General features: G+C 72.9%; 18 protein-coding genes. 3 read left to right on the top strand and 15 right to left on the bottom strand.

Annotated features, from left to right (window positions below; genetic code table 11):
- Positions 1-8: 8 nt before the first annotated feature.
- The 13 genes from ftsZ to mraZ all read right to left on the bottom strand — a co-directional run bounded on the left by ftsZ (position 9) and on the right by mraZ (position 16,291).
- Complete coding sequence (ftsZ, locus tag ACFFBG_RS02070; RefSeq protein WP_375475103.1) at positions 9-1,199, bottom strand: cell division protein FtsZ; 1,191 nt, start codon at positions 1,197-1,199, stop codon at positions 9-11.
- Between the two features lie 216 nt (positions 1,200-1,415).
- Positions 1,416-2,237, bottom strand: a complete 822-nt coding sequence (locus ACFFBG_RS02065; protein ID WP_375475101.1) for a cell division protein FtsQ/DivIB — start codon at positions 2,235-2,237, stop codon at positions 1,416-1,418.
- On the bottom strand, positions 2,234-3,736 hold the full coding sequence (gene murC / locus ACFFBG_RS02060) for a UDP-N-acetylmuramate--L-alanine ligase (protein WP_375475099.1): 1,503 nt from the start codon (positions 3,734-3,736) through the stop codon (positions 2,234-2,236). Before murC ends, ACFFBG_RS02065 begins: the two co-directional genes overlap by 4 nt.
- Positions 3,733-4,845 carry a glycosyltransferase gene (locus ACFFBG_RS02055; RefSeq protein WP_375475097.1) on the bottom strand — a complete coding sequence of 371 codons (1,113 nt, stop codon included), beginning with the start codon at positions 4,843-4,845 and terminating at the stop codon, positions 3,733-3,735. Before ACFFBG_RS02055 ends, murC begins: the two co-directional genes overlap by 4 nt.
- Complete coding sequence (gene ftsW / locus ACFFBG_RS02050) at positions 4,842-6,377, bottom strand: putative lipid II flippase FtsW (protein ID WP_375475095.1); 1,536 nt, start codon at positions 6,375-6,377, stop codon at positions 4,842-4,844. Before ftsW ends, ACFFBG_RS02055 begins: the two co-directional genes overlap by 4 nt.
- A 10-nt stretch (positions 6,378-6,387) precedes the next feature.
- The gene (murD, locus tag ACFFBG_RS02045) at positions 6,388-7,782 is read right to left on the bottom strand and encodes a UDP-N-acetylmuramoyl-L-alanine--D-glutamate ligase (protein WP_375475092.1); all 1,395 of its coding nucleotides are present in this window, start codon (positions 7,780-7,782) and stop codon (positions 6,388-6,390) included.
- Positions 7,775-8,866 (bottom strand): phospho-N-acetylmuramoyl-pentapeptide-transferase, encoded by a 1,092-nt coding sequence (gene mraY, locus ACFFBG_RS02040; RefSeq protein ID WP_375475090.1) that lies wholly within the window; start codon positions 8,864-8,866, stop codon positions 7,775-7,777. Before mraY ends, murD begins: the two co-directional genes overlap by 8 nt.
- Positions 8,863-10,326 carry a UDP-N-acetylmuramoyl-tripeptide--D-alanyl-D-alanine ligase gene (murF, locus tag ACFFBG_RS02035; RefSeq protein WP_375475088.1) on the bottom strand — a complete coding sequence of 488 codons (1,464 nt, stop codon included), beginning with the start codon at positions 10,324-10,326 and terminating at the stop codon, positions 8,863-8,865. The genes mraY and murF overlap by 4 nt, the downstream gene beginning before the upstream one ends.
- Positions 10,323-11,894 carry a UDP-N-acetylmuramoyl-L-alanyl-D-glutamate--2,6-diaminopimelate ligase gene (locus ACFFBG_RS02030; RefSeq protein WP_375475086.1) on the bottom strand — a complete coding sequence of 524 codons (1,572 nt, stop codon included), beginning with the start codon at positions 11,892-11,894 and terminating at the stop codon, positions 10,323-10,325. Before ACFFBG_RS02030 ends, murF begins: the two co-directional genes overlap by 4 nt.
- 1 nt (position 11,895) lies before the next feature.
- Positions 11,896-13,998 (bottom strand): penicillin-binding transpeptidase domain-containing protein, encoded by a 2,103-nt coding sequence (locus ACFFBG_RS02025; RefSeq protein WP_375475084.1) that lies wholly within the window; start codon positions 13,996-13,998, stop codon positions 11,896-11,898.
- Complete coding sequence (locus ACFFBG_RS02020) at positions 13,995-14,645, bottom strand: septum formation initiator family protein (RefSeq protein ID WP_375475082.1); 651 nt, start codon at positions 14,643-14,645, stop codon at positions 13,995-13,997. The genes ACFFBG_RS02025 and ACFFBG_RS02020 overlap by 4 nt, the downstream gene beginning before the upstream one ends.
- Positions 14,642-15,640 carry a 16S rRNA (cytosine(1402)-N(4))-methyltransferase RsmH gene (gene rsmH / locus ACFFBG_RS02015; RefSeq protein ID WP_375475080.1) on the bottom strand — a complete coding sequence of 333 codons (999 nt, stop codon included), beginning with the start codon at positions 15,638-15,640 and terminating at the stop codon, positions 14,642-14,644. The genes ACFFBG_RS02020 and rsmH overlap by 4 nt, the downstream gene beginning before the upstream one ends.
- A gap of 219 nt (positions 15,641-15,859) precedes the next feature.
- A complete protein-coding gene (gene mraZ, locus ACFFBG_RS02010) occupies positions 15,860-16,291 on the bottom strand; it encodes a division/cell wall cluster transcriptional repressor MraZ (protein WP_375475078.1) in 432 nt (143 codons plus the stop codon).
- 316 nt (positions 16,292-16,607) lie between these two features.
- On the opposite strand from mraZ, the gene ACFFBG_RS02005 reads away from it, so the two are divergent.
- Genes ACFFBG_RS02005 through ACFFBG_RS01995 form a run of 3 tightly spaced genes read left to right on the top strand, consistent with a single transcriptional unit; the run spans position 16,608 to position 21,400 of the window.
- Positions 16,608-17,588 (top strand): AAA family ATPase, encoded by a 981-nt coding sequence (locus ACFFBG_RS02005; protein WP_375476203.1) that lies wholly within the window; start codon positions 16,608-16,610, stop codon positions 17,586-17,588.
- Positions 17,589-18,968: a DUF58 domain-containing protein gene (locus tag ACFFBG_RS02000; protein ID WP_375475075.1), complete on the top strand. Its 1,380-nt coding sequence runs from the start codon at positions 17,589-17,591 to the stop codon at positions 18,966-18,968.
- Positions 18,965-21,400, top strand: a complete 2,436-nt coding sequence (locus ACFFBG_RS01995) for a transglutaminaseTgpA domain-containing protein (protein ID WP_375475073.1) — start codon at positions 18,965-18,967, stop codon at positions 21,398-21,400. Before ACFFBG_RS02000 ends, ACFFBG_RS01995 begins: the two co-directional genes overlap by 4 nt.
- A 94-nt stretch (positions 21,401-21,494) precedes the next feature.
- Here ACFFBG_RS01995 and ACFFBG_RS01990 read toward each other — a convergent pair whose 3' ends face one another.
- Positions 21,495-21,878: a DUF3040 domain-containing protein gene (locus ACFFBG_RS01990; protein ID WP_375475071.1), complete on the bottom strand. Its 384-nt coding sequence runs from the start codon at positions 21,876-21,878 to the stop codon at positions 21,495-21,497.
- 168 nt (positions 21,879-22,046) lie between these two features.
- A complete protein-coding gene (gene dinB, locus ACFFBG_RS01985; protein WP_375475069.1) occupies positions 22,047-23,417 on the bottom strand; it encodes a DNA polymerase IV in 1,371 nt (456 codons plus the stop codon).
- Positions 23,418-23,425: the final 8 nt, after the last annotated feature.

The raw sequence follows: 23,425 nt of genomic DNA, 5'->3' as shown, positions 1-23,425 counted from the left end.
TCCCCGACTCAGGACTTGAGGAAGTCGGGGACGTCGAGCTCGTCGTCCAGTTCGAGCGCGCGGGCGCCGTTGGCCGGAGCGGAATACTGCGGCGAGGAGTAGTCGGCCGTCGGACGGTCGGCTTCAGATGTCGCCCCGCGCGTCGCGTCGCCGTACCCCCCGCTCGACCCGCGGCCGGCGCTCTCGGCGGTGTGCGCTGCGCGGGTCGAGGCGGACGGCTCGCGGCGGATGTCGACCTTCTTGTACGGCAGCTGGCCGCTGTCGAAGCCGGCGGCGATCACCGTCACCTTGACCTCGTCGCCGAGCGTGTCGTCGATGACGGCGCCGAAGATGATGTTTGCGTCCGGGTGCGCGGCCTCGGCCACCAGCGACGCGGCTTCGTTGATCTCGAACAAGCCAAGGTCGGACCCGCCGTAGATGGACAGCAGCACGCCGTGCGCGCCCTCCATGCTCGCCTCGAGCAGCGGGCTCGCGATGGCGATCTCGGCGGCCTGCCGGGCGCGGTCGTCGCCACGGGCGGCGCCGATGCCCATCAGCGCCGACCCCGCGCCGCTCATGACGCTCTTCACGTCGGCGAAGTCGAGGTTGATCAGACCGGGGGTGGTGATCAGGTCGGTGATGCCCTGGACGCCGGACAGCAGCACCTGGTCGGCGGAGCGGAAGGCGTCCATCACCGACACGTTGCGCTCGCTGATCTGCAGCAGCCGGTCGTTCGGGATCACGATCAGCGTGTCGCATTCGGCGCGCAGCGCGTCGATGCCCTCGTCGGCCTGGGTGGCGCGCTTCTTGCCTTCGAAGCTGAACGGTCGGGTGACGACGCCGATGGTCAGCGCGCCGAGCTTGCGCGAGATGCTGGCGACCACCGGCGCGCCTCCGGTGCCGGTGCCGCCGCCCTCGCCCGCCGTCACGAAAACCATGTCGGCGCCCTTGAGCACCTCTTCGATCTCGTCGCGGTGGTCTTCGGCGGCCTTACGGCCGACCTCGGGCTGCGCGCCCGCGCCGAGTCCGCGGGTGAGCTCGCGGCCGACGTCGAGCTTGACGTCCGCGTCGGACATCAGCAACGCTTGCGCGTCGGTGTTGACGGCGATGAACTCGACGCCCTTGAGGCCGACCTCGATCATCCGGTTCACGGCGTTCACGCCGCCGCCGCCGACGCCGACGACCTTGATGACCGCGAGGTAGTTGTGCGGTGCTGTCATGGCTTCAGTGCTCCTGAGTGCGTGTGGGCGGGCGACCTGTGCAAACCCTCACCCTCAAGTAGACGCTTAACGTTATGTCAACCTGGGGTGATAGGCACGAAGTTAGAACGCGCGGTCGGGTTATCCGCGCAGGCGCGCCGCGCGACACGCGCAGAAGCTGATCAGCGCGACGCTGATGCGGGTGCTGATCATCGGGTGCTGATCATCGGGTGCTGATCATCGGGTAAAGGGCAGGTCGGGATCGCTGACGTCCACCTGCGCCACCTGGTGGCGCAGCAGCGGCGCGAGCACCCGGGCTTTGGCAACGTTGCGGGTGGCGCTCCCCCACTGGACGAGCTGGCCGTCGCGCAACACCAAAGTGATTGCCACCGGATCGAGGGCCTGGATCGACTTCAGCCGGGCGCGCAGCGAGGCCGGCAGCGCCGCCGCGACCCGCGCCACCGACCGGCTGGCCGCCGATCGCCCGGACGGCAGCACGAGCCGCGGCAAGCCGTGCGGCGCGGCGGGGACCGTCCGGTACCGAAGGCCGGCGCGGTCGATCAGCTCGACCTTTCCGGCGCTGCGCACGTACCCGACCGGCTGACGCTCGACCACCGTGATCGTCACGGTGTGCGGGAACGACGTGGACACCTCGGCGCGCGCGACGACAGCCAGGCGCTCGACGCGCTGCCGGATCGCGTTCGTATCGACCCGGACCACTGGCGTCCCGATCACGACCTTCGCGGCCGCCCGCACCTGGGCGGCGCTCGTCACATGCGTGCCGCGGACCGTCACGGTCCGGACGCCGAAGACCGAGCTGAAGGCGACCAGCCAGATCGCGGCCGCGGCGAGCAGCACGATCAGCGCCACAGCGATCAGCACGAATCGTCGGCGCACCCGGCGGCCGAACCGTCGCACACCGCCACCGCCACCGCCACCGCCAAAATCGCCATCGCCGACATCGGGGCCGTCGAAGCCGGCGCCGTCGAGAGCACCGCTCTCGACATAACTGTCGTCGGCGTCGGCGAAGCCGTAGCCGACTTCCGGCGACGCGCTCACGGCGCGCCCGCCAGCCGCTCGCGGCACGCCTCGAGGATCGCCGGGCACAGCAGGTAGATGTTGCCGATGCCCATGGTCACCACGAGGTCGCCGGCCCGCGCGACGTCGGCGATCCGGCGCGGCACGTCGTCGTAGCGCGGCTCGAAGACCACCCGCTCCGGCGGCAGTTCGATCAGGTCGGCGATCGTGGCGCCCGTGACACCCGGAATCGGCTCCTCGCGCGCCGGAAAGATGTCCATCACCACCGCGACGTCGGCGATGGTCAGCGAGTCGGCGAACTCGCGCGCGAAAGTCTGCGTCCGGCTGTAGGTGCCCGGCTGGAACACCGCGATCAGCCGGCCCTCCCCGGCGAGAGCCTGCTTGGCCGCGGTGAGCGATGCCGCGATCTCGGTCGGGTGGTGGGCGTAGTCGTCATAGACCCGCACGCCGCCGCCCGCGCCGTAGAACTCGAAGCGGCGGTGCACCCCGCCGAAGTTGGCCCAGGCCCGGGCGGCGACCTCGAGGTCGAGCCCGAGGTGTTCGGCCAACACGAGCGCTGCGGTGGCGTTGAGCGCCATGTGCGCGCCGATCAGCGCGCCCACCCGCACCCGGCGCGGCTCGGGCCCGATCCCCACGACGGTGAACTCGACGGCGTCTGCCCGGGTGACGACGTCGGACAACCGCACATCGGCGTCCGAAGCCAAGCCGTAGGTGCGGACGTGCCGGCCGGCGGCGCGGGCGTGCTCGGCGATGCGCCGGGCGCCCGGGTCGTCGGCGCAGGTGAGCAGCAGGCCAGCCGGGTCCACGCGGTCCACGAACTGCTCGAATGCGCGAAAGATCCCGTCGAGGTCGCCGTGGTTCTCCAGGTGGTCGGCTTCGACGTTGAGGACGACGGCCGAGGTCGGCCGGCTGAGCAGGAACGAGCCGTCGCTCTCGTCCGCCTCGACCACGGCGAATTCGCCGGTGCCCAGGTGCGCGTTCTTGCCGGTCTCGTAGAGGTTCCCGCCGATCGCGAACGAGGGGTCCGCGCCGCACGCCTGCGCGGCGACGACCAGCAGCGATGTCGTCGACGTCTTGCCGTGCGTGCCGGCGACTGCGATCGCGCGGTAGTCCTCGAGCGCGGCGGCGAGCGCGGCGGCGCGGCGCAACACCCGCTTGCCGCTCGCCCGGGCCGCGGCGAACTCCTCGTGCTTAGGATTGATCGCGGTCGTGTAGACGAAGGTGTCGGCGTCGTCGAGATGGCTGGGCGAATGGCCGATGTCCACGCTCGCGCCGAGCGCGCGCAGGCCGGCGACAGTGATCGAATCGCGCGCCTCGCACCCGCTGACCGGCAGACCGCGTTCGAGCAGGATGCGGGCCAGCGCGCTCATGCCCGAGCCGGCGATGCCCATGATGTGCACCCGGCCCAGGTCGGCGAGCGGCGGGATGGCGTCGGTCGCCGCGCTGCGCACCAGCGCGGCGCCAGGGGCGGCCCAGTTCTCGGGCCGCTCGCCCTCGTGGTCGCGAGTGGGGCGGGTCATCGGCCGAACCGCCGGTGCTCGTCGGCGACGGCCAGCACTCGTTCGGCCAGCACGACGTCGGCGTCGCGCGCGCCAGCCCCCTCGGCGGCGGCCGACATCCGGGCGAGCATGTCGGGGTCGGTCAGCCGGGGCACGACGTTGGCCAGCAGCCAGGCCGGTGAGAGCGCCGCGTCGTCGACCAGCAGGCCGCCGCCCGCGGAGACCGTCGGCAGCGCGTTGAACCGCTGCTCGCCGTTGCCGACCGGGTAGGGCACGTACGCCGCGGGCAAACCGACCGCGGCGAGCTCCGCGCAGGTCATGGCGCCGCACCGGCACACCGCGAAATCCGCTGCGGCATAGGCGATTTCCATGTGCTCGACGTAGGACACGGCGACGTACGGCGGGGCGTCCGCGGCGCCGAGCGGCGCGACGTCGAGGTCGTTCTTGGGCCCGACGACGTGCAGCACCTGCACGCCGGCCGCGCGCAGGCCGTCGGCGGCGCCGGCGAGCGCGCGGTTGATCGACTGCGCGCCCTGCGAGCCGCCGAACACCAGCAGCGTCGGCAGGTCCGGGCGCAACCCGAAGCGGGCGCGCGCCGCCGGCCGCAACGCGGCACGGTCGAGCTGCGAGATGGCCGGCCGCAGCGGGATGCCGATGACGCTCGCGTGCGGCAGCCGCGCCGCGGCGGATGCGGTGAAGACATGCGTGGTCAGCCGCGCGGCGCCACGGTTGGCGACGCCTGGTTTGGCATTCGCCTCATGGACGACGATCGGGATGCTGTGCCGCTTGGCGGCGAGATAGGCCGGCACCGCGACGTAGCCGCCGAAGCCGACCACGACCTCGGCCCGGACGCGTTCGAGCACGGCAGACGTCGCGACGACGGCGTCGCGCAGCCGCCCCGGCGTGCCGAGCAGCGCCCGGTTGATGTGGCGCGGCAGCGGCACCGGCGGCACGAGCTCGAGCGGGTAGCCGCGCGCCGGGATGAGCGTGCTGTCCAGGCCTCTGGTGGTGCCGAGGGCGGTGATCTGCGCGGACGGCTCGAGCCGGCGGACGGCATCGGCCAGATTCATCGCCGGCTCGATGTGCCCGGCCGTCCCGCCGCCGGCCACCACGATGCGCGGCGCGCTCACCGCCGTCGGCTCTCGGTGCCGGTCGGCCGCAGCGGCGCGGCCGCGGCCCGGTTCGGCTTGCCCGGGCGAGCGGACGCCGCCTTGCCCGCACGAGCCGACGCTGCGTTGCCCGCACGGGCACGGGCCGGGGCGGCGGCCGCCGGCGCCGGAGGACGCGCAGCGGCCGTCGAACGCGCCGACGCGCGCTTGGGCGGCGCGTATCCACGCGGCACCGGGATGGCGGCCCACCGTTGCAGCCGGCTGCGGCGCCCGAGCCGCTGCGCCCGTCGGCAGGCCTGGACGGCCGCCGGCTCGTGCCGGGCGAAGGACACGAGCATGCCGAGGACGAAGAACGTCACGAGCAGCGAGGTGCCGCCTGCGGAGATCATCGGCAGCGGGATGCCGGTGACCGGCAGCATGCCGGTGACGTAGCCGATGTTGATGACCGCCTGCCCGCAGAGCCAGATGGTCGCGGCGCCGGCCGCGAGCCGGACGAACGGGTCGGCGCTGCGCCGCACCACGCGCAAGCCGGTGTAGGCGAACAGGCCGAACAGGGCGAGCACCGCTGCGCAGCCGAGCATGCCGAGCTCCTCGCCGATGATGGCGAACACGAAGTCGGAGTTCGCGTTCGGCACCCAGGTGTATTTGGACGTGCCCTGTCCGAGCCCGACGCCCCACAGCCCGCCGGACGCGAGGGCGTAGAGGCCTTCGACGGTGTGGTAGCCGCTGCCCTTGGCGTCCTTGAACGGGTCCATGAACGACGTCAGCCGAGCCAGCCGGTAGGGGGCGGTCACCGCGAGCACGGTGATCGCTGCGGCGACCGCGCCGATCACCAGCGCGAAGTAACGCAGCGGCATGCCGACCATCCACAGCAGGCCGAGCAGGATGAGCATGAAGCAACAGGTGGTGCCGAGGTCCGGCTCGAGCATGACGAGCAGCGTGACGAAGCCGAAACCGGGCAGCAGCGGCACGAACAGATGCCGGGCGCGGCGCAGCGTGCCGAGCTGCTGCTTGCGGGCGAGCAGGTCCGCGCCCCACAGCAGCATGGCCACCTTCGCCAGCTCCGACGGCTGCAGCTGGAACGGGCCGAGGTCGATCCAGCGGCGCGCCCCGGACACGCCGACGCCGACACCGGGGACGAGCACTGCGAGCAGGGCGGCCGTCGCGAGGCCGAGGATCGGATACGTCAACAGCCGAAAGGCGCGCGGCGAGAGCCGAACCGCGAACCAGAACAGCACCGACCCCATCGCGATGAACTCGACCTCTTTGATCGACTGCCCCCAGATGGAGCCGGACCCGTTCGGCCCGTACACCGCGGAGATCGTCGTCGAGATCGCCATCAGGACGCCGAACACGAGCAGCCCGGCGGACGCGAGCAGCAGCAGCTGAACCGACGCGAACGGCCGGTCCAGGAACCGGGTGGCCGTGTTTGCCGTGGCGACGTCGCGGTCAGGTGATCGCCGGGGCAGCGCGGCGCGCAACCGCGCGGTGAGACGCCCGCGCGGCACGGGTTCGGCCGAGACCGACGCCTGGCCGGCAGTGGACGCGCTCATCCTGGGGTGCTCATGCCCCGCCGAGCTCCGCGACGGCGGCAGCGAACGCGTCGCCGCGCGCGCCGTACCCGGCGAACATGTCGTAGGACGCGGCGGACGGCGCGAGCAGCACGGTGTCGCCGGGCCGCGCCAGCTGGGCCGCTGCGCGCACCACAGAGGTCATCGCCCCATCGTCGGTGCTGTCGATGGTGATCACGGGGACCTCGGGCGCGTGTCGCCGCAGTGAGGTGGCGATGGCGACGCGGTCCCGGCCGAGCAGCACCGCGCCCGCCAGCCGGTCGGCTGTGCTGGCGACCAACGGATCGATGTCCACGCCCTTGAGCTGGCCGCCGGCGATCCACACGACACGGTCGTAGGCCGCGAGCGAGGCCGCGGCGGCGTGCGGGTTCGTCGCCTTGCTGTCGTCCACCCACCGCACGCCGGCGCGCGTCGCGACGAGCGAGTTGCGGTGCGGGTCGGGCACGAAGGCGCGCAGCCCGGCCGCGATCGCTTCCGCGTCCACGCCTGCGGCGCGGGCGAGCGCGGCCGCGGCGAGCGCGTTGGCGACGTTGTGCCGGCCGGCGGGCCGGACCTCGGTGACCGGGCCGAGCGCCAGCCGGTCGTCGCCGAACGCGCGGCACGTCAACTGCCCGTCGACGACGCCGAGCTGCCCGGGGCCTGGTTCATCGAGAGTGAACGTGGTCGCGCCGGCGGGCAGCAGCGCGGCGACTCGCGGGTCGTCGGCGTTGCCGATCGCGACCTCGCCCGCCCACACCCGCGTCTTGGCAGCCGCATACGCCTCGAACGAGCCGTGCCAGTCGAGATGGTCGGGCGCGAGGTTGAGCAGCGCCCCGGCGCGCGGGCGTGGCGACGGGGCGAACTGCAACTGCTGGCTGGAGAGCTCGACGGCCAACAGGTCGAACGGCGGATCGGCCAACACCGCGTCGATCAGCGGCTCGCCGACGTTGCCGACCGCCGCTGCGCGCAGGCTGGCCGCGCGCAGCATCGACTCGAGCATGCGCACCGTCGTCGTCTTGCCGTTGGTGCCGGTGAGCGCGAGCCACGGCGCGGCGCCGGCGGCCCGCAGCCGCCAGGCCAGCTCCACCTCGCCCCACACCGGCACGCCGCGCGCTGCGGCGTCGCGCAGCAGGGGATGCGTCGGCCGATAGCCGGGTGAGACGACCAACACGTCGACATCGGTCTCACCCGGGGCGTCGGGATCGTCGGGTAGGCGGTCGAGCGGACCGTGCAACTCGACATCGGAGGCGACGTCACCGAGGTCGACCGGGCTGTCACTCGTCACCATGACGATCGCATGGCTGGCGCGGAGCGCGCGGACCGCGGACCGACCCGCCACGCCGTAACCGGCGACGAGCACCCGAAGCCCGCAGAAGGCCGCGTGCGCCTCGGTTACCCCGTCAGCCATTGCCGATGAAGTCCGCGTAGAACAGGCCCATCCCGAACGCCACGGCCATTCCGCCCATGATCCAGAACCGGACGATGATGGTGACCGGCTCCCAACCCGCGAGCTCGAAGTGGTGGTGCAGCGGCGCCATTCGAAAGATGCGTCGTCCGGTGCCGGTTCGTCTTCGGGTCAGCTTGAACCAACCGGTCTGCATGATCGAGGACAGCGTGATCGCCGCGAACAGCCCGCCGAGCGCGATCAGCAGGAGCTCGGTGCGCGAGAGGATCGCGAGGCCGGCCATCAGCCCGCCGAGCGCCAGCGAGCCGGTGTCGCCCATGAAGATCTGCGCGGGCGAGGCGTTCCACCACAGGAAGCCGAAGCAGGCGCTCATCGCCGACGCCGCGACCAGCGCCAGGTCGAGCGGGTCGCGCACCGTGTAACAGCCGGAAAGCGGGTGGCTGCCACACGGGTTGCGGTACTGCAGGAAGGAGATCAACGTGAACGCGCCGAACACCATGGCCGCGGCGCCGGCGGCCAGCCCGTCGAGCCCGTCGGTGAGGTTCACCGCGTTCGACGTGCCGGAGATGATCAGGTACGCGAGCACCACGAACCCGACCGAGCCGAGCCCGATGACGCTGATGTCGCGCACGTAGGACAGGTGCGTCGACGCCGGAGTGTCGCCGTAGCGGTTGGGCCACTGGATCGCCATGATCGCGAACGCCACCGTGACGAGCAGCTGGCCGAGGAACTTCGTCCGGGCGCGCAGTCCCAAGCTGCGCTGCCGGCGGATCTTGATCAGGTCGTCCAGGAAGCCGACCGCGCCGAGGCCGACCATCAGGAACAGCGCGAGCAGCCCGGACGCGTTCGGGCCGCCGCCGCCGCGAATCGCGATGATCACGTGCGCCGCCGCGTAGCCGACGACGGTGGAGCCGATGATCGCGACGCCGCCCATCGTCGGGGTGCCGCGCTTGACCAGGTGCGTCTGGGGGCCGTCGATGCGGATCTCCTGGCCGAAGCCGCGCTTGCGGAAGTAGACGACGACCAGCGGGGTGCACAGGACAGAGGTGAGCAGCGCGATGACGGCGGCGATCAGGATGGTCTTCATCCGTCGCCTCCGTCCGTGCTCGCGTTGGTGCTCGCGTTGGTGCTCGCGTCCGTGCTCGCGTCGGTGCTCGCGTCGGCGATGATCGCCAGCGCCACGCGTTCCAGGCTCGCCGCCCGCGAGGCCTTGACGAGCACCGCGTCACCGGGCCGCAGCTCGGCCCGCAACAGCGCCACCGCGGCGTCGGCGTCCGGCACCCAGCTGGACTCGCCGTCCCACGAGCCTTCCAGAGCCGCGCCGTGCTGGATCGGCCGGGCGACATCTCCCACGGCCACCACGCGTGCTATGTCCAAGCGCACCGCCAGCCGGCCGATCGCGTCGTGCTCGGCCCGGCTGTCCGCGCCGAGCTCGGCCATCTCGCCCAGCACCGCGAACGACCGGCCGCCGGTCGCCCGCCGGGCCCGGGCGACCTCGGCCAGCGCCTTCATCGCGGCGCGCATCGACTCCGGGTTCGCGTTGTAGGCGTCGTTGATGACGACGACGCCGTCCGGCCGCTCGGTGACCTCCATCCGCCACCGGCTCAGGGCTTTGGCTTCGCCGAGCGCCGCCGCCACCGCGTCGAGCGGAAGGCCGCACTCGAGCGCGACGGCCGCAGCTGCGAGCGCGTTCCCGACATGGTGCGCCCCGACCAGCCGCAGCCGAACCGTGGCTTCGGCGCCGGCCGCCCGGAGCGTGAACGTGGCCCGACCCAGCTCATCGAGGCTGACGTCCGAGGCGCGCACGTCCGCGCCGGCGGCCTCGCCGACGAGCACGACCCGCGCCCGGGTCCGGGCGGCCATCGCGGCGACCAGCGGGTCGTCGGCGTTGAGGACGGCGACGCCGTCGCTCGGCAGCGCCTCGACCAGCTCGCCCTTCGCCTGGGCGATGGCCGCGCGGGAGCCGAACTCGCCGAGGTGCGCGGAGCCGACGTTCAGGACCACCGCGATCTTCGGCGGCGCGATCTCGGTCAGGTGCCGGATGTGCCCGATGCCGCGCGCGCTGTTCTCGAGCACCAGGTAACGGGTGTCGTCGGTGGCGCGCAGCACCGTGTACGGGTGGCCGAGCTCGTTGTTGAACGAGCCGGGCGGCGCGACCGTCGAGCCGAGCCGGCGCAGCAGTTGCGCGAGCAGATCCTTCGTCGAGGTCTTGCCGGACGAGCCGGTCACGCCGATCACGAGCACGTCGGGCAGCCGCCGCAGCACCTCGGCGGCCAAGGCGGCGAGCGCGGCGAACCCGTCGGCGACCTCGATCGCCGGGCCGTCGACCGGGCGCGCCACCACCGCGGCTACCGCGCCCGCCGCCAGCGCCTGCGCCACGTAGTCGTGGCCGTCGACCCGCTCGCCGGGCAGCGCGAGGAACAGCCCGCCCGGTGGCACGGCGCGCGAGTCGAACTCGACGCTCCCGGTCACGACGGTGGCCGGGTCGGCGCGGGACAGCCTGCCGCCCACGATGGCAGCGACCTCGCCGAGCGTCAGCTCGATCATCGCGCCGCCTCGATCGCCGCGCGCAGGACCAGCCGGTCGTCGAACGCGTGCACGACGCCGGCGATCTCCTGCCCGCTTTCGTGCCCCTTGCCGGCGACCAGCACGGTGTCGCCCTCGCGCGCTGCGTCGACGGCGGCGGCGATGGCGTCGGCCCGGCCGCCGACCTCGACGACCTCGCCGCGCTCGCCTGGTGCGACACCGAGCGCGCCGTCGAGCATGGCCCGGCGGATCACCGCCGGATTCTCCGAGCGCGGGTTGTCGTCGGTGACGATCAGCAGGTCGGCGCCACGCGCGGCGATCTCGCCCATGTGCGGCCGCTTGCCGCGGTCCCGGTCGCCGCCGCAGCCCAGCACGATGATCAGCCGGCCGCGGGTCAGCGGCCGCAGCGCCCGCAGCGCGCCGTCGACGGCGGCCGGCTTGTGGCTGTAGTCGACGACGGCGAGGAACGGCTGGCCCGCGTCAACCCGTTCCATACGTCCGGGTACGGTCGCCGTCGAGATCGCCGGCGCCGCGACGTGCCGGTCGACGTCGTCCTCGTCCAGCAGCGCGAGCGCGAGCAGCGCGTTGGCGACGTTGTAGCGACCCGGGATCGCGCAGCCCATCTTCAGCTGAAGCGGCGGCCTGTCGCCCCTGGTTGGTCCCTCGACGCGGAACGTGGTCGTGCCATCCGCTGCCTGACGCACATCGAGTGCTCGCCAATCCCCCCGCTCGTCTTCGTCCGTGGCCACCGTCACGACGTCGGAACCGAGCATGTCGGCCAGCAGCTTCCCGCGCTCGTCGTCGACCACGACGACCGCCCGCTCGGTGTAGCGCTGATTCAGAAACAGCGACGCCTTGGCGGCGAAGTACTCCTCCATCGAGCCGTGCAGATCGAGGTGGTCTTCGGACAGGTTGGTGAAACCCGCGGACTGAAAGGACGTGCCGTGCACCCGGCCGAGCGCCAGCGCATGGCTGGACACCTCCATCGCGACGTCAGTGACGCCGCGTTCGCGCATGACCGCGAGCAGCGCCTGCAGCTCCGGCGCCTCTGGCGTGGTGAAGCCGGTTTGCACCTCCTCGTCGCCGATCATCGTGGCCACTGTCCCGATGACACCGGGCACCCGGCCAGCGGCTCGCAGTCCCGCCCGCATGAGGTATGCCGTGGTCGTCTTGCCGCTGGTGCCGGTGACGCCGAGCAGCCCAAGGTGGGCGCTGGGATTGCCGTAGATCCGTGAGCTGAGATCCCCGAGCCGCTCCCGCAGGTCGTAGGCGGACACCAGAACGGCCGGGGTGTCCGCCGGCAGCATGCCGAAGCCTTCGGCGTCGGTGAGGACAGCAGCTGCGCCGGCGTCGATCGCCGCGCGGACGAAGCTCGCGCCGTGCGCTCGGGCGCCTGGCAGCGCCGCGAATAGATCGCCCGGTCGGACGAGATCGGACGACGCCGTGATGCCGGTGATGGAGGTGTTCGCGTCGTCGACCACGACGTCCGGTCGCCCGGCTTTGCCGACCAGATCAGCGGCCAGCAGTCGCAGCTGGACGGGCAGCACGTGCGCAGGGCGGGGAATTCCGCCGGCCGAGCTCGCTGCCACGTCAGCACACGTTAGCTGGCAGGAACGCGCGGTTCTGCCCGGCGCAGTCCTGCAACGGCACGTGCACCCCGCGCGCGCCGGTCGGGGGCACCCGGGCGTGCTGCACCTCGTAGGTCGCAATTTGGTTGAACAACGGCGCGGCGACGTCGCCGCCCTCGACGCCGTGCGCCGGGTTGTCGACCATGATCGCGACGACGAACTGCGGATCGTCGGCGGGCACCATGCCGGCGAAGGTGTCCCAGTTCTTGTAGCTGGAGTACCGGCCGCCGTGCGCCGGGTCGGGCTGCTGCGCGGTGCCCGTCTTGCCGGCTACCACGTAGCCGGGGATCGCCGCCTTGACGCCGGTCCCACCGGCCATGGTGACCGACTCGAGCATCGTCCGCAGCGTTGTCGCGACGCCCGGCGTGAGCACCCGCACGCCTGTGGGCGTCGCGGTCGCCTTCGTGCCGCCGCCCGGCTTTGCGACGCTCTGGACGATCCGCGGCGGCACCCGCACCCCGTTGTTCGCGATCGTCTGGTAGATCGACGCCAGCTGCAGGATCGTCATGCTCTCGCCCTGGCCGAACGGCAGGTTCGCGAACGTCGAATCCGACCACTGCGACAACGGCGGCACGTACCCGGCGCTCTCGCCGGGCAGCTCGACGCCGGTCTTCGTGCCGACGCCGAACAGCTTCTCGTACCGGTACCACTCCGCCGGGCCGATCAGGTGGGCGATCTTCAGCGTGCCGACGTTCGAGGACTCGGCGAGCACGCCGGTCGCGGTGAACCTCTCCGTCTTGTGCACCCATGCGTCGCGGACGGTCACCCCGCCCGTGCGGATCTTGTCCGGGACGCTGAGCACGGTCTTGGGGGTGATCAGCTTCTGCTGCAGGGCGGCGCCGAAGGTGATCGCCTTCTGCACCGAGCCGGGCTCGAAGGCCGACATCACCGGCGGGTCGATCGGGGTGTTCGGGTCGATGGTGTCGGGGTTGCTCGCGTCGAACGTGCCTGAGGACGCGAGCGCGAGCACCTGGCCGTTGTGCGCGTCGAGCACTGCCAGCTCCGCGCTCTTCGCGTTGGATTCGGGGACGGCCTTGTCGAGGTAGCGCTGCGCCACGTATTGCAGGTTCTGGTCGATCGTCAGGCGGACGGTCGCGCCGTTCTGCGCGGGCTTGCTGGTCGTCGCGCTGCTCGGGTTGACGTTGCCGACGTTGTCGACGGAGTAGGTCAGCTCGCCGTCGTGGCCGGCCAGGATGGAGTTGTAGGCCGACTCGATGCCCGCCGCGCCGGTTCCGTCGGAGTGGACGGTGCCGATCACGTTCGCCGCGGTCGTCGCGCCCGGATACTGCCGCTGGGTGGTGGCCTGGGTGTAGATGCCGGCGAGATCGAGTGCCATGACCTTTTGCGCCGCCGGCGGGGCGAGCGCGGTGCCGAGCAACGCGTACTGCGTATTGCGCGACAGCGCCGCGACGATCGAGGTCGCGGACACGCCCAGCAGCGGCGCCAGCTGCTCGGCGTACCGCGCGCGGTACTCGGCCTTGATCTGCTTCGGGTCCGAGGTGATGTCCTGCGCATCGGAGGTGAAAGCGAGCGCGACGCCGTTGCGGTCGACGATCGAGCCGCGCATCGCGTGCAGCGCGACGGTGTTGACGCGCTGGGCCGCGGCCGCGCCGGCGTAGTTGTGGTGGTCGACGCCCTGGATCTGCACCAGGCGGCCGGCCAGCACGAGCAGCAGGACGCAGATCGCGATCAGGCCCCACCGCAGCCGGCCGTGCACGCTGCCGAGCCGCAGGCGACGCGGCGGCCGAGGCGCCCGCGGCGGCCGGGCTGGCGCGGCCCGGCTGGCCGGCACGCGCGCCGGCCGCGACGGCGTCCGCGACGTCCGCGACGTCCGCGAGGCGACGGGCTGGCGCGTGGTCGGCCGGGTCGCGCGGTGCGGCGCCGCCGACCGGCTCGCCGTGTCACGCGGGGCTGCGGCCCGCGGCACGGCGCCGCGAGCTGTCGTCGCGCGCGGCGCGGCGCCGCGAGCTGTCGTGGCGCGCGGCGCGGCGCCGCGAGCTGTCGTGGCGCGCGGCGCGGCGCCGCGATCGGCTGTCCCGCGAGGCGGCTGACGGCGCTCGGTCACCGGTCGCCTCCCGGCAGCGTGACGGTGGGCGTCGGCGGCGGGGTGGTGCGGCTCGGCGACGCCTTGGCCGATGTCGATGCGCCCGGCTTCGGCGACGACTTGACGGACGACTTGGCGCCGGGCTTGACGGACGACTTCGCGCCGGGCTTCGCGGACGACTTGGCGCCGGGCGACGGCTTGGCGCTCGTCGAAGGGCTGGCCTTCGGCTTCTTCGGCGCGGCCAGCGGCGGCGCGGTTGCCGGGCCGGGGTGGCCCAGCAAGCCCACCGAGCCGTCCGGCTCGAGCACGAGAAACGCCGGATCGTGCGCCGGAACCATGCCGAGTTGCGCGGCGGCCGCGGCGAGGTTGCCGGGCGCCGCGCTCGCCGCCACCTCGTTGGCCAGTTGCTGCACCATGGCCGCGACGCTGACGTCTTGGACGGCCAGCGTGTGCCGGCGCAACTCGTTCGCGGCCGACGCGGTGTTGAGGACGAGCAGCAGGGCTAGGCCGCCGACCAGCAGGCCGAGCACCAGCAGCGCGAACGGCAGGCGGCCGACGCCCGGGCCGGCGTGCCGGGGCCGCGACCGGCGGGGGCCCGCACCCATCCCGCTGCTGCTGATGCCGCCGCGCTGTCCGCGCTGCTCAGACCGGCCCTTGACGCCCCTCACGACGCCGCCCGGACGCGCTCGGCGGCGCGCAGCCGCACCGACGCCGCCCTCGGGTTCGCCTCGATCTCGCCGTCGCCGGCGGACTCGGCCCCCCTGGTCAGCAGCCGCAGCTGCGGCCCATGCTCGGGCAGCACGACCGGCAGGCCCACCGGGGTGGTGTCGGCCGCGCGCGCAGCCAGCTCCTGCTTGACGATGCGGTCCTCCAACGAGTGATAGGCGAGCACGACGACGCGGCCGCCGACCCGGAGCGCGTCGAGCGCGGCGGGCACCGCGGCGCGCACCGCGGCGAGTTCGCCGTTCACTTCGATGCGCAACGCCTGGAAGGTGCGTTTGGCTGGGTGGCCCCCGGCCCGACGCGTCGCGGCGGGAATCGCCGTCCGCACCAGGTCTGCCAATTGCGCTGTCGATCGCAGCGGGGCCACCCGGCGCTCGCGATCGATGGCCTGTGCGATCCGCATCGCGAACCGCTCCTCGCCGAATTCGCGTAACACGCGCGCAAGTTCAGGCACCGGGTAGTCGTTAACGACCTGCTCGGCGGTGCGGCCGGCGGTCTGGTCCATGCGCATGTCCAGCGGCGCGTCCTGGCTGTAGGCGAATCCCCGGTCGGCGACGTCGAGCTGCATCGAGGACACGCCGAGGTCGAACAGCACGCCGTCGACCCCCGGGTGGCCGAGCTCGGCCAGCACCTCGGGCATCCGGTCGTACACCGCGTGCACGAGGTGGACGCGCGCCGCGTACGCGGCCAGCCGGTCCCGGCTGCGCTCGAGCGCGACCGGGTCGCGGTCGAGGCCGATCAGCGTCAGCCGCGGGTGCGCGGCAAGCAGGGCCGCGGCGTGCCCGCCGAGGCCGAGCGTCGCGTCGACGGCGATCGCCGGCCGGTCCGCGAGCGCGGGGGCGAGCAGGGCGAGCACCCGGTCGAGCAGGACCGGCACGTGCACGGCGGCCGCGGACGTGCTGCCGCCGTCGTGCTGCGGCGCGCCGGCCGGTTCGTCCATGCGGGTGTCGCTCTCTCTCGCCAGTCGGGCGCCCGCCGGTCGGTGCCCGGCGAGCAGAGGTGGGTGCAGCGTGGGTGGGTGCAGCGAGGGTGGGGAGCGGTGGGGATCGCGGCCGGAGTCGTCCGATCGGGTCCCCGCCCGTGCCGCCTGGCGCCGGGGAAGGGGCGTCAGGATGGAACGGGAGGAGGCCGAACCGGGCGGGCCGTCGCGGCACGCGCGTCACAGCACCCCGGGCAGCACCTCCTCCGCGACGTCTGCGAAAGCGGGCTCCGCGGCGTCGAGGTAGTCCTGCCAGGCGCCGGAGTCCCACACCTCGATGCGAGTGTTCGCGCCGATCACGACGCAGTCCTTCGTCAGCCCGGCGTAGGCGCGCAGCTGCGGCGGCACGGTGATCCGACCCTGGCCGTCGGGGGTCTCGTTGGACGCGCTGGCGAACAGGACGCGGCTGTAGTCACGAACCTTGCGGTCGGTCACCGGCGCGGTGCGCAGCGCCTCGGTCACCCGGCCGAACTCCGTCGCCGGAAAGACGTAGAGACAGCGGTCCTGGCCCTTGCAGATCACGAGGCCGCCCTCCAACTCCGATCGGAAACGGGCGGGAAGAGCGAGCCGGCCCTTGTCGTCGAGTCGGGGCGTGTGCGTGCCAAGAAACATCCGCGCTGCACCCCGATTCGTCCCCTGCTTGGGCCGACTCTACCCAACTCTCCCCACTGCCCCCCACTGTAACCCACACCACGCCACCGTCAACCGGGCGCTGGCACCCGGCGGGTCGGCGCGGGGACGAATCGGTCGTCTCGCGCGTCGAACCGATCGACCGGACGAGACGTGTCCGAATCGAGACGCGCTCGGCATACTCGACTGACGAGACGCGGGCGCACCGCGCGAGCGATCAAGGGACACAGCAGTGGACGACCTCTCCTCCCCGCCCCGGCCCCGGCACGCCGGACCGTCGGCGCCGGCGACTACGACGCTGCCACCGGCCGCGACGCTGCCGGTCAGCGCCGTCCGCGAGGCCGGCGCGCGCATCGGCGCGAACATCGAGCAGGTCATCGAAGGCAAGCGCGAGGCCGTGTTCGTCGGGCTGGCCGTCCTGCTGGCCGAGGGGCACCTGCTCATCGAGGACGTCCCCGGCGTCGGCAAGACCAAGTTCGCCAAGGCGCTCGCGCGCTCCATCGACTGCTCGGTGCGCCGGGTGCAGTTCACGCCCGACCTGCTGCCCAGCGACGTCACCGGCGTGAGCGTCTACAACAGCGAGGAGCGCGACTTCGAATTCAAACCCGGCCCGGTGTTCGCCAACATCGTCGTCGGCGACGAGATCAACCGCGCGTCGCCGAAGACGCAGGCCGCGCTGCTCGAGTGCATGGAGGAGCAGCAGGTCACCGTCGACGGCGTCACCTACGGGCTCGAGACGCCGTTTATGGTGTTGGCCACGCAGAACCCGATCGACATGGAGGGCACCTACCCGCTGCCGGAAGCCCAGCGCGATCGGTTCACCGCGCGCATCTCGATGGGCTACCCGGATCGCACGGCCGAGATCGCGATGCTCTCCGAGCACGCGGCCATGGACCCGCTCGACGCCCTGCGGCCGGTGTCCGACGCGACCGAGGTGCGCCAGCTGATCGAGTCCGTGCGCGCGGTCTACGTCAGCGAGTCGATCAAGGGCTACGCCGTCGACCTCGCCGAGGCCACCCGGCGGGCGCCGGAGATCCGGCTCGGCGCTTCGCCGCGGGCCACGCTGCAGCTGCTGCGCGCCGGAAAGGCGTGGGCCGCGCTGTCCGGGCGGGAGTACGTGCTGCCAGACGACCTGCAGTACCTGCTGACGGCGGTGCTCGCCCACCGGCTGCTGCTCACCGCCGAGGCGCACGTCGCGGGGCGCAGCGCCGCAGACGTGCTCGCGCGCATCGCGCAGCAGACATCTATCCCGGCCGCCGCGGGCTCCGGCGGGCGCTGAGTGATCCGACGCGTCGGCCTCACGACCCGCGCCACGTGCCTGCTCGCGGCGGGCGCCACCGCAATCCTGTGCGGGCTGCTGTTCGGCGAGGTGGACCTGGTGCGGGCCGGCGTGCTGGCCGCCGCGATCCCGTGTGTCGCGGCGGTGGCCGCGCACCGTTCGCGGGTGCGCATCGCCAACCGGCGCCGCGTCGAGCCGGCTCAGGCGCAGGCCGGCCACCCGGTCACCGTGCATCTGACGATCACGAACCAGAGCATGCTGCGGACGTCCGCGCTGATGCTGGAGGACCGGCTGCCCGACCACGTCGTCGGCCGGGCGAGATTCGTGGTCGACGCCCTGGCCGCGCGTGAGACGCGCATGGTGGCCTACCGAATCCCCTCGCTCGGTCGGGGCCGCTACCGCGTCGGCCCGCTCAGCATGCGGGTGAGCGATCCCTTCGGGCTGATCGACCTCACCCGTTCGTTCTCCGCGACCGACGAGTTCGTGATCACGCCGGTCATCGAGGCGCTGCCCAGCGGCAACCCGCCGCGCTCGGACGACATCGGCGACAACGCGGGCAGCCGGTCTGTCGGCAGCCACGGCGCGGACGACCAGTCGACCCGCGAGTACCGGATCGGCGACGACCTGCGCAAGATCCACTGGCGGTCCTCGGCGCGGACCGGGTCGCTGATGGTCCGCCAGGAGGAACGTCCCTGGCAGGGCCACAACACGCTCGTGCTCGACGTCCGGGCCGGCGCACACGCCGAGCCGGCCGGCCCTCGAGAAGCCGGCAACGACCCGCGCGTCGTGAGCAGCTTCGAGTGGGCGGTGAGCGCGATCGCGAGCTTCGGCACGCACCTGCTCGCTGGCGGCCGCAAGATCAGTGTCGTCGCCGACCCGAACCCGACGGAACGCGTCGGCTACGGCGAGCCGGCGCGCCTCGCGACCGCCCTCGCCGACATTCGGACCTCGACCCGCGACGACCTGCGCGCGGTGGCCGGCCTGCTCCGATCCGCCGGCCGGGACTCGACGCTGATCGCGGTCTTCGGTCGCCTCGACCCGAGCGATCTGCGCGAACTCGCCGCCGCCCACGCGGGCGGCGGTTCGACGCCGGCGCTGGCGGTCCTGCTCGACACCGACAGCTGGTCCCGCCCAGTCGACGACCGGTCCGTTTCCCTCAGCCGCATCGACTCCCCCGGCCGCATCGATTTCCCCGGCCGCATCGACTCCCCCGGCCGCATCGACTCCCCCGGCCGCATCGATCGGGTGAGCGCCGGCGCCGCGATGCTGCGCACCGCGGGCTGGCGCGTCGTCGTGGCCCGGCGCGACGATTCGGTCGCCCAGGTGTGGCAACTGCTGCTCGCCGGGTTCGGCGCGTCCGCCGCGGGGCGCCTGCGGTGACCGCCTCCTACGCGACCCGGCCGGCCGGCCGCGAGCCCGCCGAGGCCAAGCGGCCGGTGCGGCCGGCGCGTCGACCGTCGTCGTGGGCGACGCGGCGCACGTTGCTGGCGCTGCTCGCCAGCGCGCTCGGCGCGGTGCCGCTCAAGGGTCTGCTGAGCGACGACTCCTGGCTGCTCGACGTGTGGTTCGCCATGGCGCTGGTCATCGCGCCGGCGGCGCTGCTGCGGCTGCGCCGGCCGCCCGGCGCGCTGGACATCTGGCCGGGGGTGCTGCTGCTGGTGCCTTGGCTGACCGCGCGGTTCGTGCCGGGTCACGCGCTGCTCGGCATGATCCCCACCAGCGGGACGTGGCACGACCTGCAGGCATTGATGACGAGCCTGCACCACACCACCCACGACGGCGTCGCGCCGGTGCACAGCACGCCCGCCGTCCGCCTGGTGCTGTGCGCCCTGCTCGGCCTGCTCGCCGCGCTCGTCGACCTGATCGCGGTCGTCGGCCGCCGCGGCGCGCTCGCCGGCGCACCGCTGTTGGTCGTGTACACGATCGCCGGCGCCGTCCCGCGAACCCCGGTCGCCTGGGCGTGGTTCGCCGCCGCCGCGGCAGGCTTCCTGCTGCTGCTGGCCGTCAACGCCGACGACGAGCTCGAGCGGTGGGGCCGGCGAATACCACGTCCCGACGGCGCTGTCACCCGGCTGTCGCTGCCGGTGTCCGCGCCGCGGATCGCGCTCGTTGCGATCCTCGTCGCGGTGATCTTGCCGCTGGCGGTGCCGGCGCACCCGCGCAACATCCTGGCCAATGCCTTTCACAACGCCGGCGGCAGCGGCAGCGGCAGCGGCTCGGGGTCCGGCAGGTCGATCAGCCCCTACGTCGATCTGAAGGGCCAGCTCACCCGGGACAAGCCGACCAATCTGATGACGGTCGACGTGCTCGCCGGGTCGGCCAAGGTGCCGCCGTTCTACCTGCGCACCAATGTCCTCGATCAGTTCACCGGATCCGGCTGGCGGGTCAGCGACCACGGCTCTACCGAAGACGCGCAGACCTCCGACTTCCCGACCGACCCGCCCTCGACCCAGCGGACCACCCGCCTTTACGAGGCGAAGGTGTCAGTCACGAACCTCGACGGGAACGCGCCGGTGTTCAGCAACCCGCTGTCGTTCACCGGGCTCGCCGGCGGGACGACGTGGAGCCCGCGGGACGGGCTGCTGCTCGGCAAATCGGTCGGCCGTGGCGACACCTTCGTCGAGACCTTCGCCCAGCCCGCGCCCGACGCCGCCGAACTCGCGAACGCGATCCCGGCGTCGGCCTGCGCCAGCGGATGCAGTGAAAACCCCGACGGTCTGAACCGGTGGCTGGCGGTGCCGACCCTGCCGACCTACGCGCGCGATCTGGTGCGGACATTGACTGCGGGCAAGGCGAACGATTACGCCAAGGCGCGGGCGATCAGCGATTATTTCGCCAACCCCGACAACGGCTTCCAGTACAGCCTGACCACGAAGAAGGGCGACTCCGGCAGCGACCTGGTCGACTTCCTGAAGAACAAGACCGGTTACTGCCAGCAGTACGCCGGCGCGATGGGCGTCATGCTGCGCGAGGCCGGCATCCCGGCTCGGGTGGTGCTCGGCTACATGCACGACGTTCCCGACAAGAGCGGCGAGTTCACCATCACCTCCTTCGACGCCCATTCGTGGGTGGAGGCCTACTTCGGCGGCATCGGCTGGGTCCCGTTCGACCCGACGCCCGTCGAGGGCCTGAACGGCGGCTCGCAGAGCGACCTCGGCTACGCGCCGCACGACTACCCGAGCGGCGCCAGCAACGTCGATCCGGGCAAGCAGACCAACTCCGCCTCGACGACCGCCCCGGCCAAGGCTTCGAGCAGCGCGTCCAGCGCGGCGCCTGCGAAGGCGGGTTCGTCGGCGACGGGCTCGGCCGCCGACCTGGCGCCGCTGTGGGTGTCGCTCGGCGTGCTCCTTGCCGTGCTGCTTGCGCTGACGCCGGCCGGACTGCGGCTGGCGCGGCGGCGGCGGCGGCTCGCGGCGGGCCGGCTGGGCGATCCGGACGCGCTGTGGGCAGAGCTGTCGGACACCGCCGTCGACCTGGGCTACGTCTGGTCGCGGGCGCGCTCGCCGCGGCAGGTGGCCGCCTGGCTAGCCGACGATGCCGGCGGCGGCGCAGAGTTGACCGCGCTGGCCGCGGCGGTGGAGCGGCGCCGGTTCGCGCCGCCTGAGGAGGTCGGCGCGCTCGGCGCCGGCGACCCGGCGTCGTCGAGGTCGTCGGAGTCGTCGGCGTCGTCGGAACTCACTCGGGAGCTGACCCGCGCCACGTCCGCGCTCAGATCTGGCCGGGCCGGGCGGGTGCGGTTACGCGCCCGCTTGTGGCCCGCGTCGCTGCGCGTGGGCGCTACGTTCCAGGCAGCGGGCCGGCGCCGGCACTGACCAGCCGACACGAACAACTGTCACTACACAACTGGCACTGAAACAGCTGCACTGAACATCCGGCCCTGAACCACCGGCAAGGGCCGGGGCGGGATCAGCTTTCTTCGAAGCGGCGGCGCAGCCGCTCTTCCATCCGGCTGCGCAGGCCGCCGCCGGGGGCGTTGCGCGCCGCCGGACTGGACTCTGCGGACTGGCCGCCCGAGGGCCGGTTGCGACCACGCAGGGCCTGGACGGCGTACCCGCAGGCGCCCACGACCAACACGAAACCGACGACGCTCAACGCGATGAGCTGAGTCAGCAACCCGACGAGGACGAGCGCGAGGCCGGCGAGCACGCCCGCGACGCAGATGACGGCCGAACGTCGTGTTCGGTTCCGGGCCCGCACGGCGCGCACGGATGAGGCGAACTTGGGGTCCTCGGCGTACAGCGCCTGCTCGATCTCGTCGAGAAGGCGCTGTTCGTGGTCGGAGAGCGGCACCGGGCCCTCCTTCGTCCGCGATCGGTCGATTCGCGGAAAGTGCTGATGTGGTCGATTACCGGTGTACCCCGCTACGTGCTACGGAGGACACCTACGAGCATACGAGGCGCTGCGCCGGATCGGTAGCGGACCTGGCTAGACGGTCCGCATCAGCTGCCGCGAAGCCGTTCAGGGCGACGGCTCGGGCGATGCTGCAGGCGTCGGCTCGGGCGATGCCAACAGGCTGGCCGGCCGAACGGCGGCCGGGCCGAAGCGCTCCCGGGCGCTGTCCAAGGCGGCGTACACCTCCCCGCGGCGAGGGCGCTCGCGCGCGGCGGCCGACGAGGCGCGGCCGACGCGCCGGGCGCCGGCCGCGCTCGGGCCGGCCGCGCTCGGGCCGGCCGCCTCCGGCGCTGGGGCTGGGGCTGGGGCTGGGGCTGGGGGCCAGTCGAGCGCGAGCTGCTCGACGGCGTTCGCGACGGCCACGAGCCCCTCTGCTTTGACGCCGACGAGCCGAACGCGCGGGCGGTCCAGGCTCAGGCCCCGATACAGCTCGGCGGCCACCCGGAAGATGTCCGAGCTCGCAGCGGTCGGGTTGGGCAGCGTGCGCACTCGGGTGACGGTCCGGAAATCGGCGAAGCGGATCTTGATGCCGATAGTCCGCGCGGCGAAGTCGCGGTCGCGCACCCGCGAACCGACCTCCTCCGACAGCCGCAGCAGCTCGCGCCGCACGTCCGCCTCGGCGGTGAGGTCGACGTCGAGCGTGCGGTCGCTGCTGATCGACTTCTCGACCTCGTGCGGCTGCACCGGTCGCGGGTCGAGGCCGGCGGCGAGAGCCGACAGGTGTTCGGCCGCTGCCGCGCCGACCGCTCGGCGCAGCGTGTCGAGCGGCGTGGCGTCCAGGTCGCCCACCGTGCGGATGCCGAGTCGGTGCAGCGGCTCGGCGGTGCGCGCGCCGACGCCCCATAGCGCGGTGACCGGCAGGGGGTGCAGGAAGTCGAGCACACGCGCGGCGGGCACGACGAGCATGCCGTCCGGTTTGCAGCGCGCCGAGGCGAGCTTGGCGACGAACTTCGTCGGCGCGACGCCCACCGAGCAGGTCAGCTGCAGCCGCTCTTCGACTTGGGCGCGGATCGCCGCGGCGATGGCCCCGGGCCGGCCACGCACCCTGATCGCGCCGGCCACGTCGAGAAACGCCTCGTCGAGCGAGAGCGGCTCGACCAGCGGGGTGACGTCGCGCAGGATGCTCATCACCTGCTGCGAGGCCGCAGAGTAGGCGGCGCGGTCGGGCGGCAGCACCACCGCGCGGGGACACAGCCGCAACGCCTGGCTCATCGCCATGGCGCTGCGCACGCCGAAGACCCGCGCCTCGTAGGACGCCGCCGCGACGACGCCGCGCTGACCGCCGCCCACGACCACCGGCCGGCCGCGCAATTCCGGCCGGCGTTTGATCTCGACGCTCGCGAAGAACGCGTCCATGTCGACGTGCAGCATCGTGCACCCGGTGTCGTCGCCGTCCCACCGGCCCGCGGTGCGCGGGAGGTCCGCGCTGCGGCCCACGCCGGCGC

Origin of the sequence: uncultured Jatrophihabitans sp. (assembly GCF_964251945.1) — a bacterium.
Classification (GTDB): domain Bacteria; phylum Actinomycetota; class Actinomycetes; order Mycobacteriales; family Jatrophihabitantaceae; genus Jatrophihabitans.
Note: the sequence above shows the minus strand (reverse complement) of the source record. Positions and strands in the feature narration are given on the sequence as shown.

Excerpts from the sequence above, each read along its gene's own strand:
- murD (WP_375475092.1), bottom strand. The coding sequence starts at position 7,782 with ATGGCTGACGGGGTAACCGAGGCGCACGCGGCCTTCTGCGGGCTTCGG.
- rsmH (WP_375475080.1), bottom strand. The coding sequence starts at position 15,640 with ATGGACGAACCGGCCGGCGCGCCGCAGCACGACGGCGGCAGCACGTCC.
- mraZ (WP_375475078.1), bottom strand. The coding sequence starts at position 16,291 with ATGTTTCTTGGCACGCACACGCCCCGACTCGACGACAAGGGCCGGCTC.
- murC (WP_375475099.1), bottom strand. The coding sequence starts at position 3,736 with ATGACCCGCCCCACTCGCGACCACGAGGGCGAGCGGCCCGAGAACTGG.
- murF (WP_375475088.1), bottom strand. The coding sequence starts at position 10,326 with ATGATCGAGCTGACGCTCGGCGAGGTCGCTGCCATCGTGGGCGGCAGG.
- ftsZ (WP_375475103.1), bottom strand. The coding sequence starts at position 1,199 with ATGACAGCACCGCACAACTACCTCGCGGTCATCAAGGTCGTCGGCGTC.
- mraY (WP_375475090.1), bottom strand. The coding sequence starts at position 8,866 with ATGAAGACCATCCTGATCGCCGCCGTCATCGCGCTGCTCACCTCTGTC.
- ftsW (WP_375475095.1), bottom strand. The coding sequence starts at position 6,377 with ATGAGCGCGTCCACTGCCGGCCAGGCGTCGGTCTCGGCCGAACCCGTG.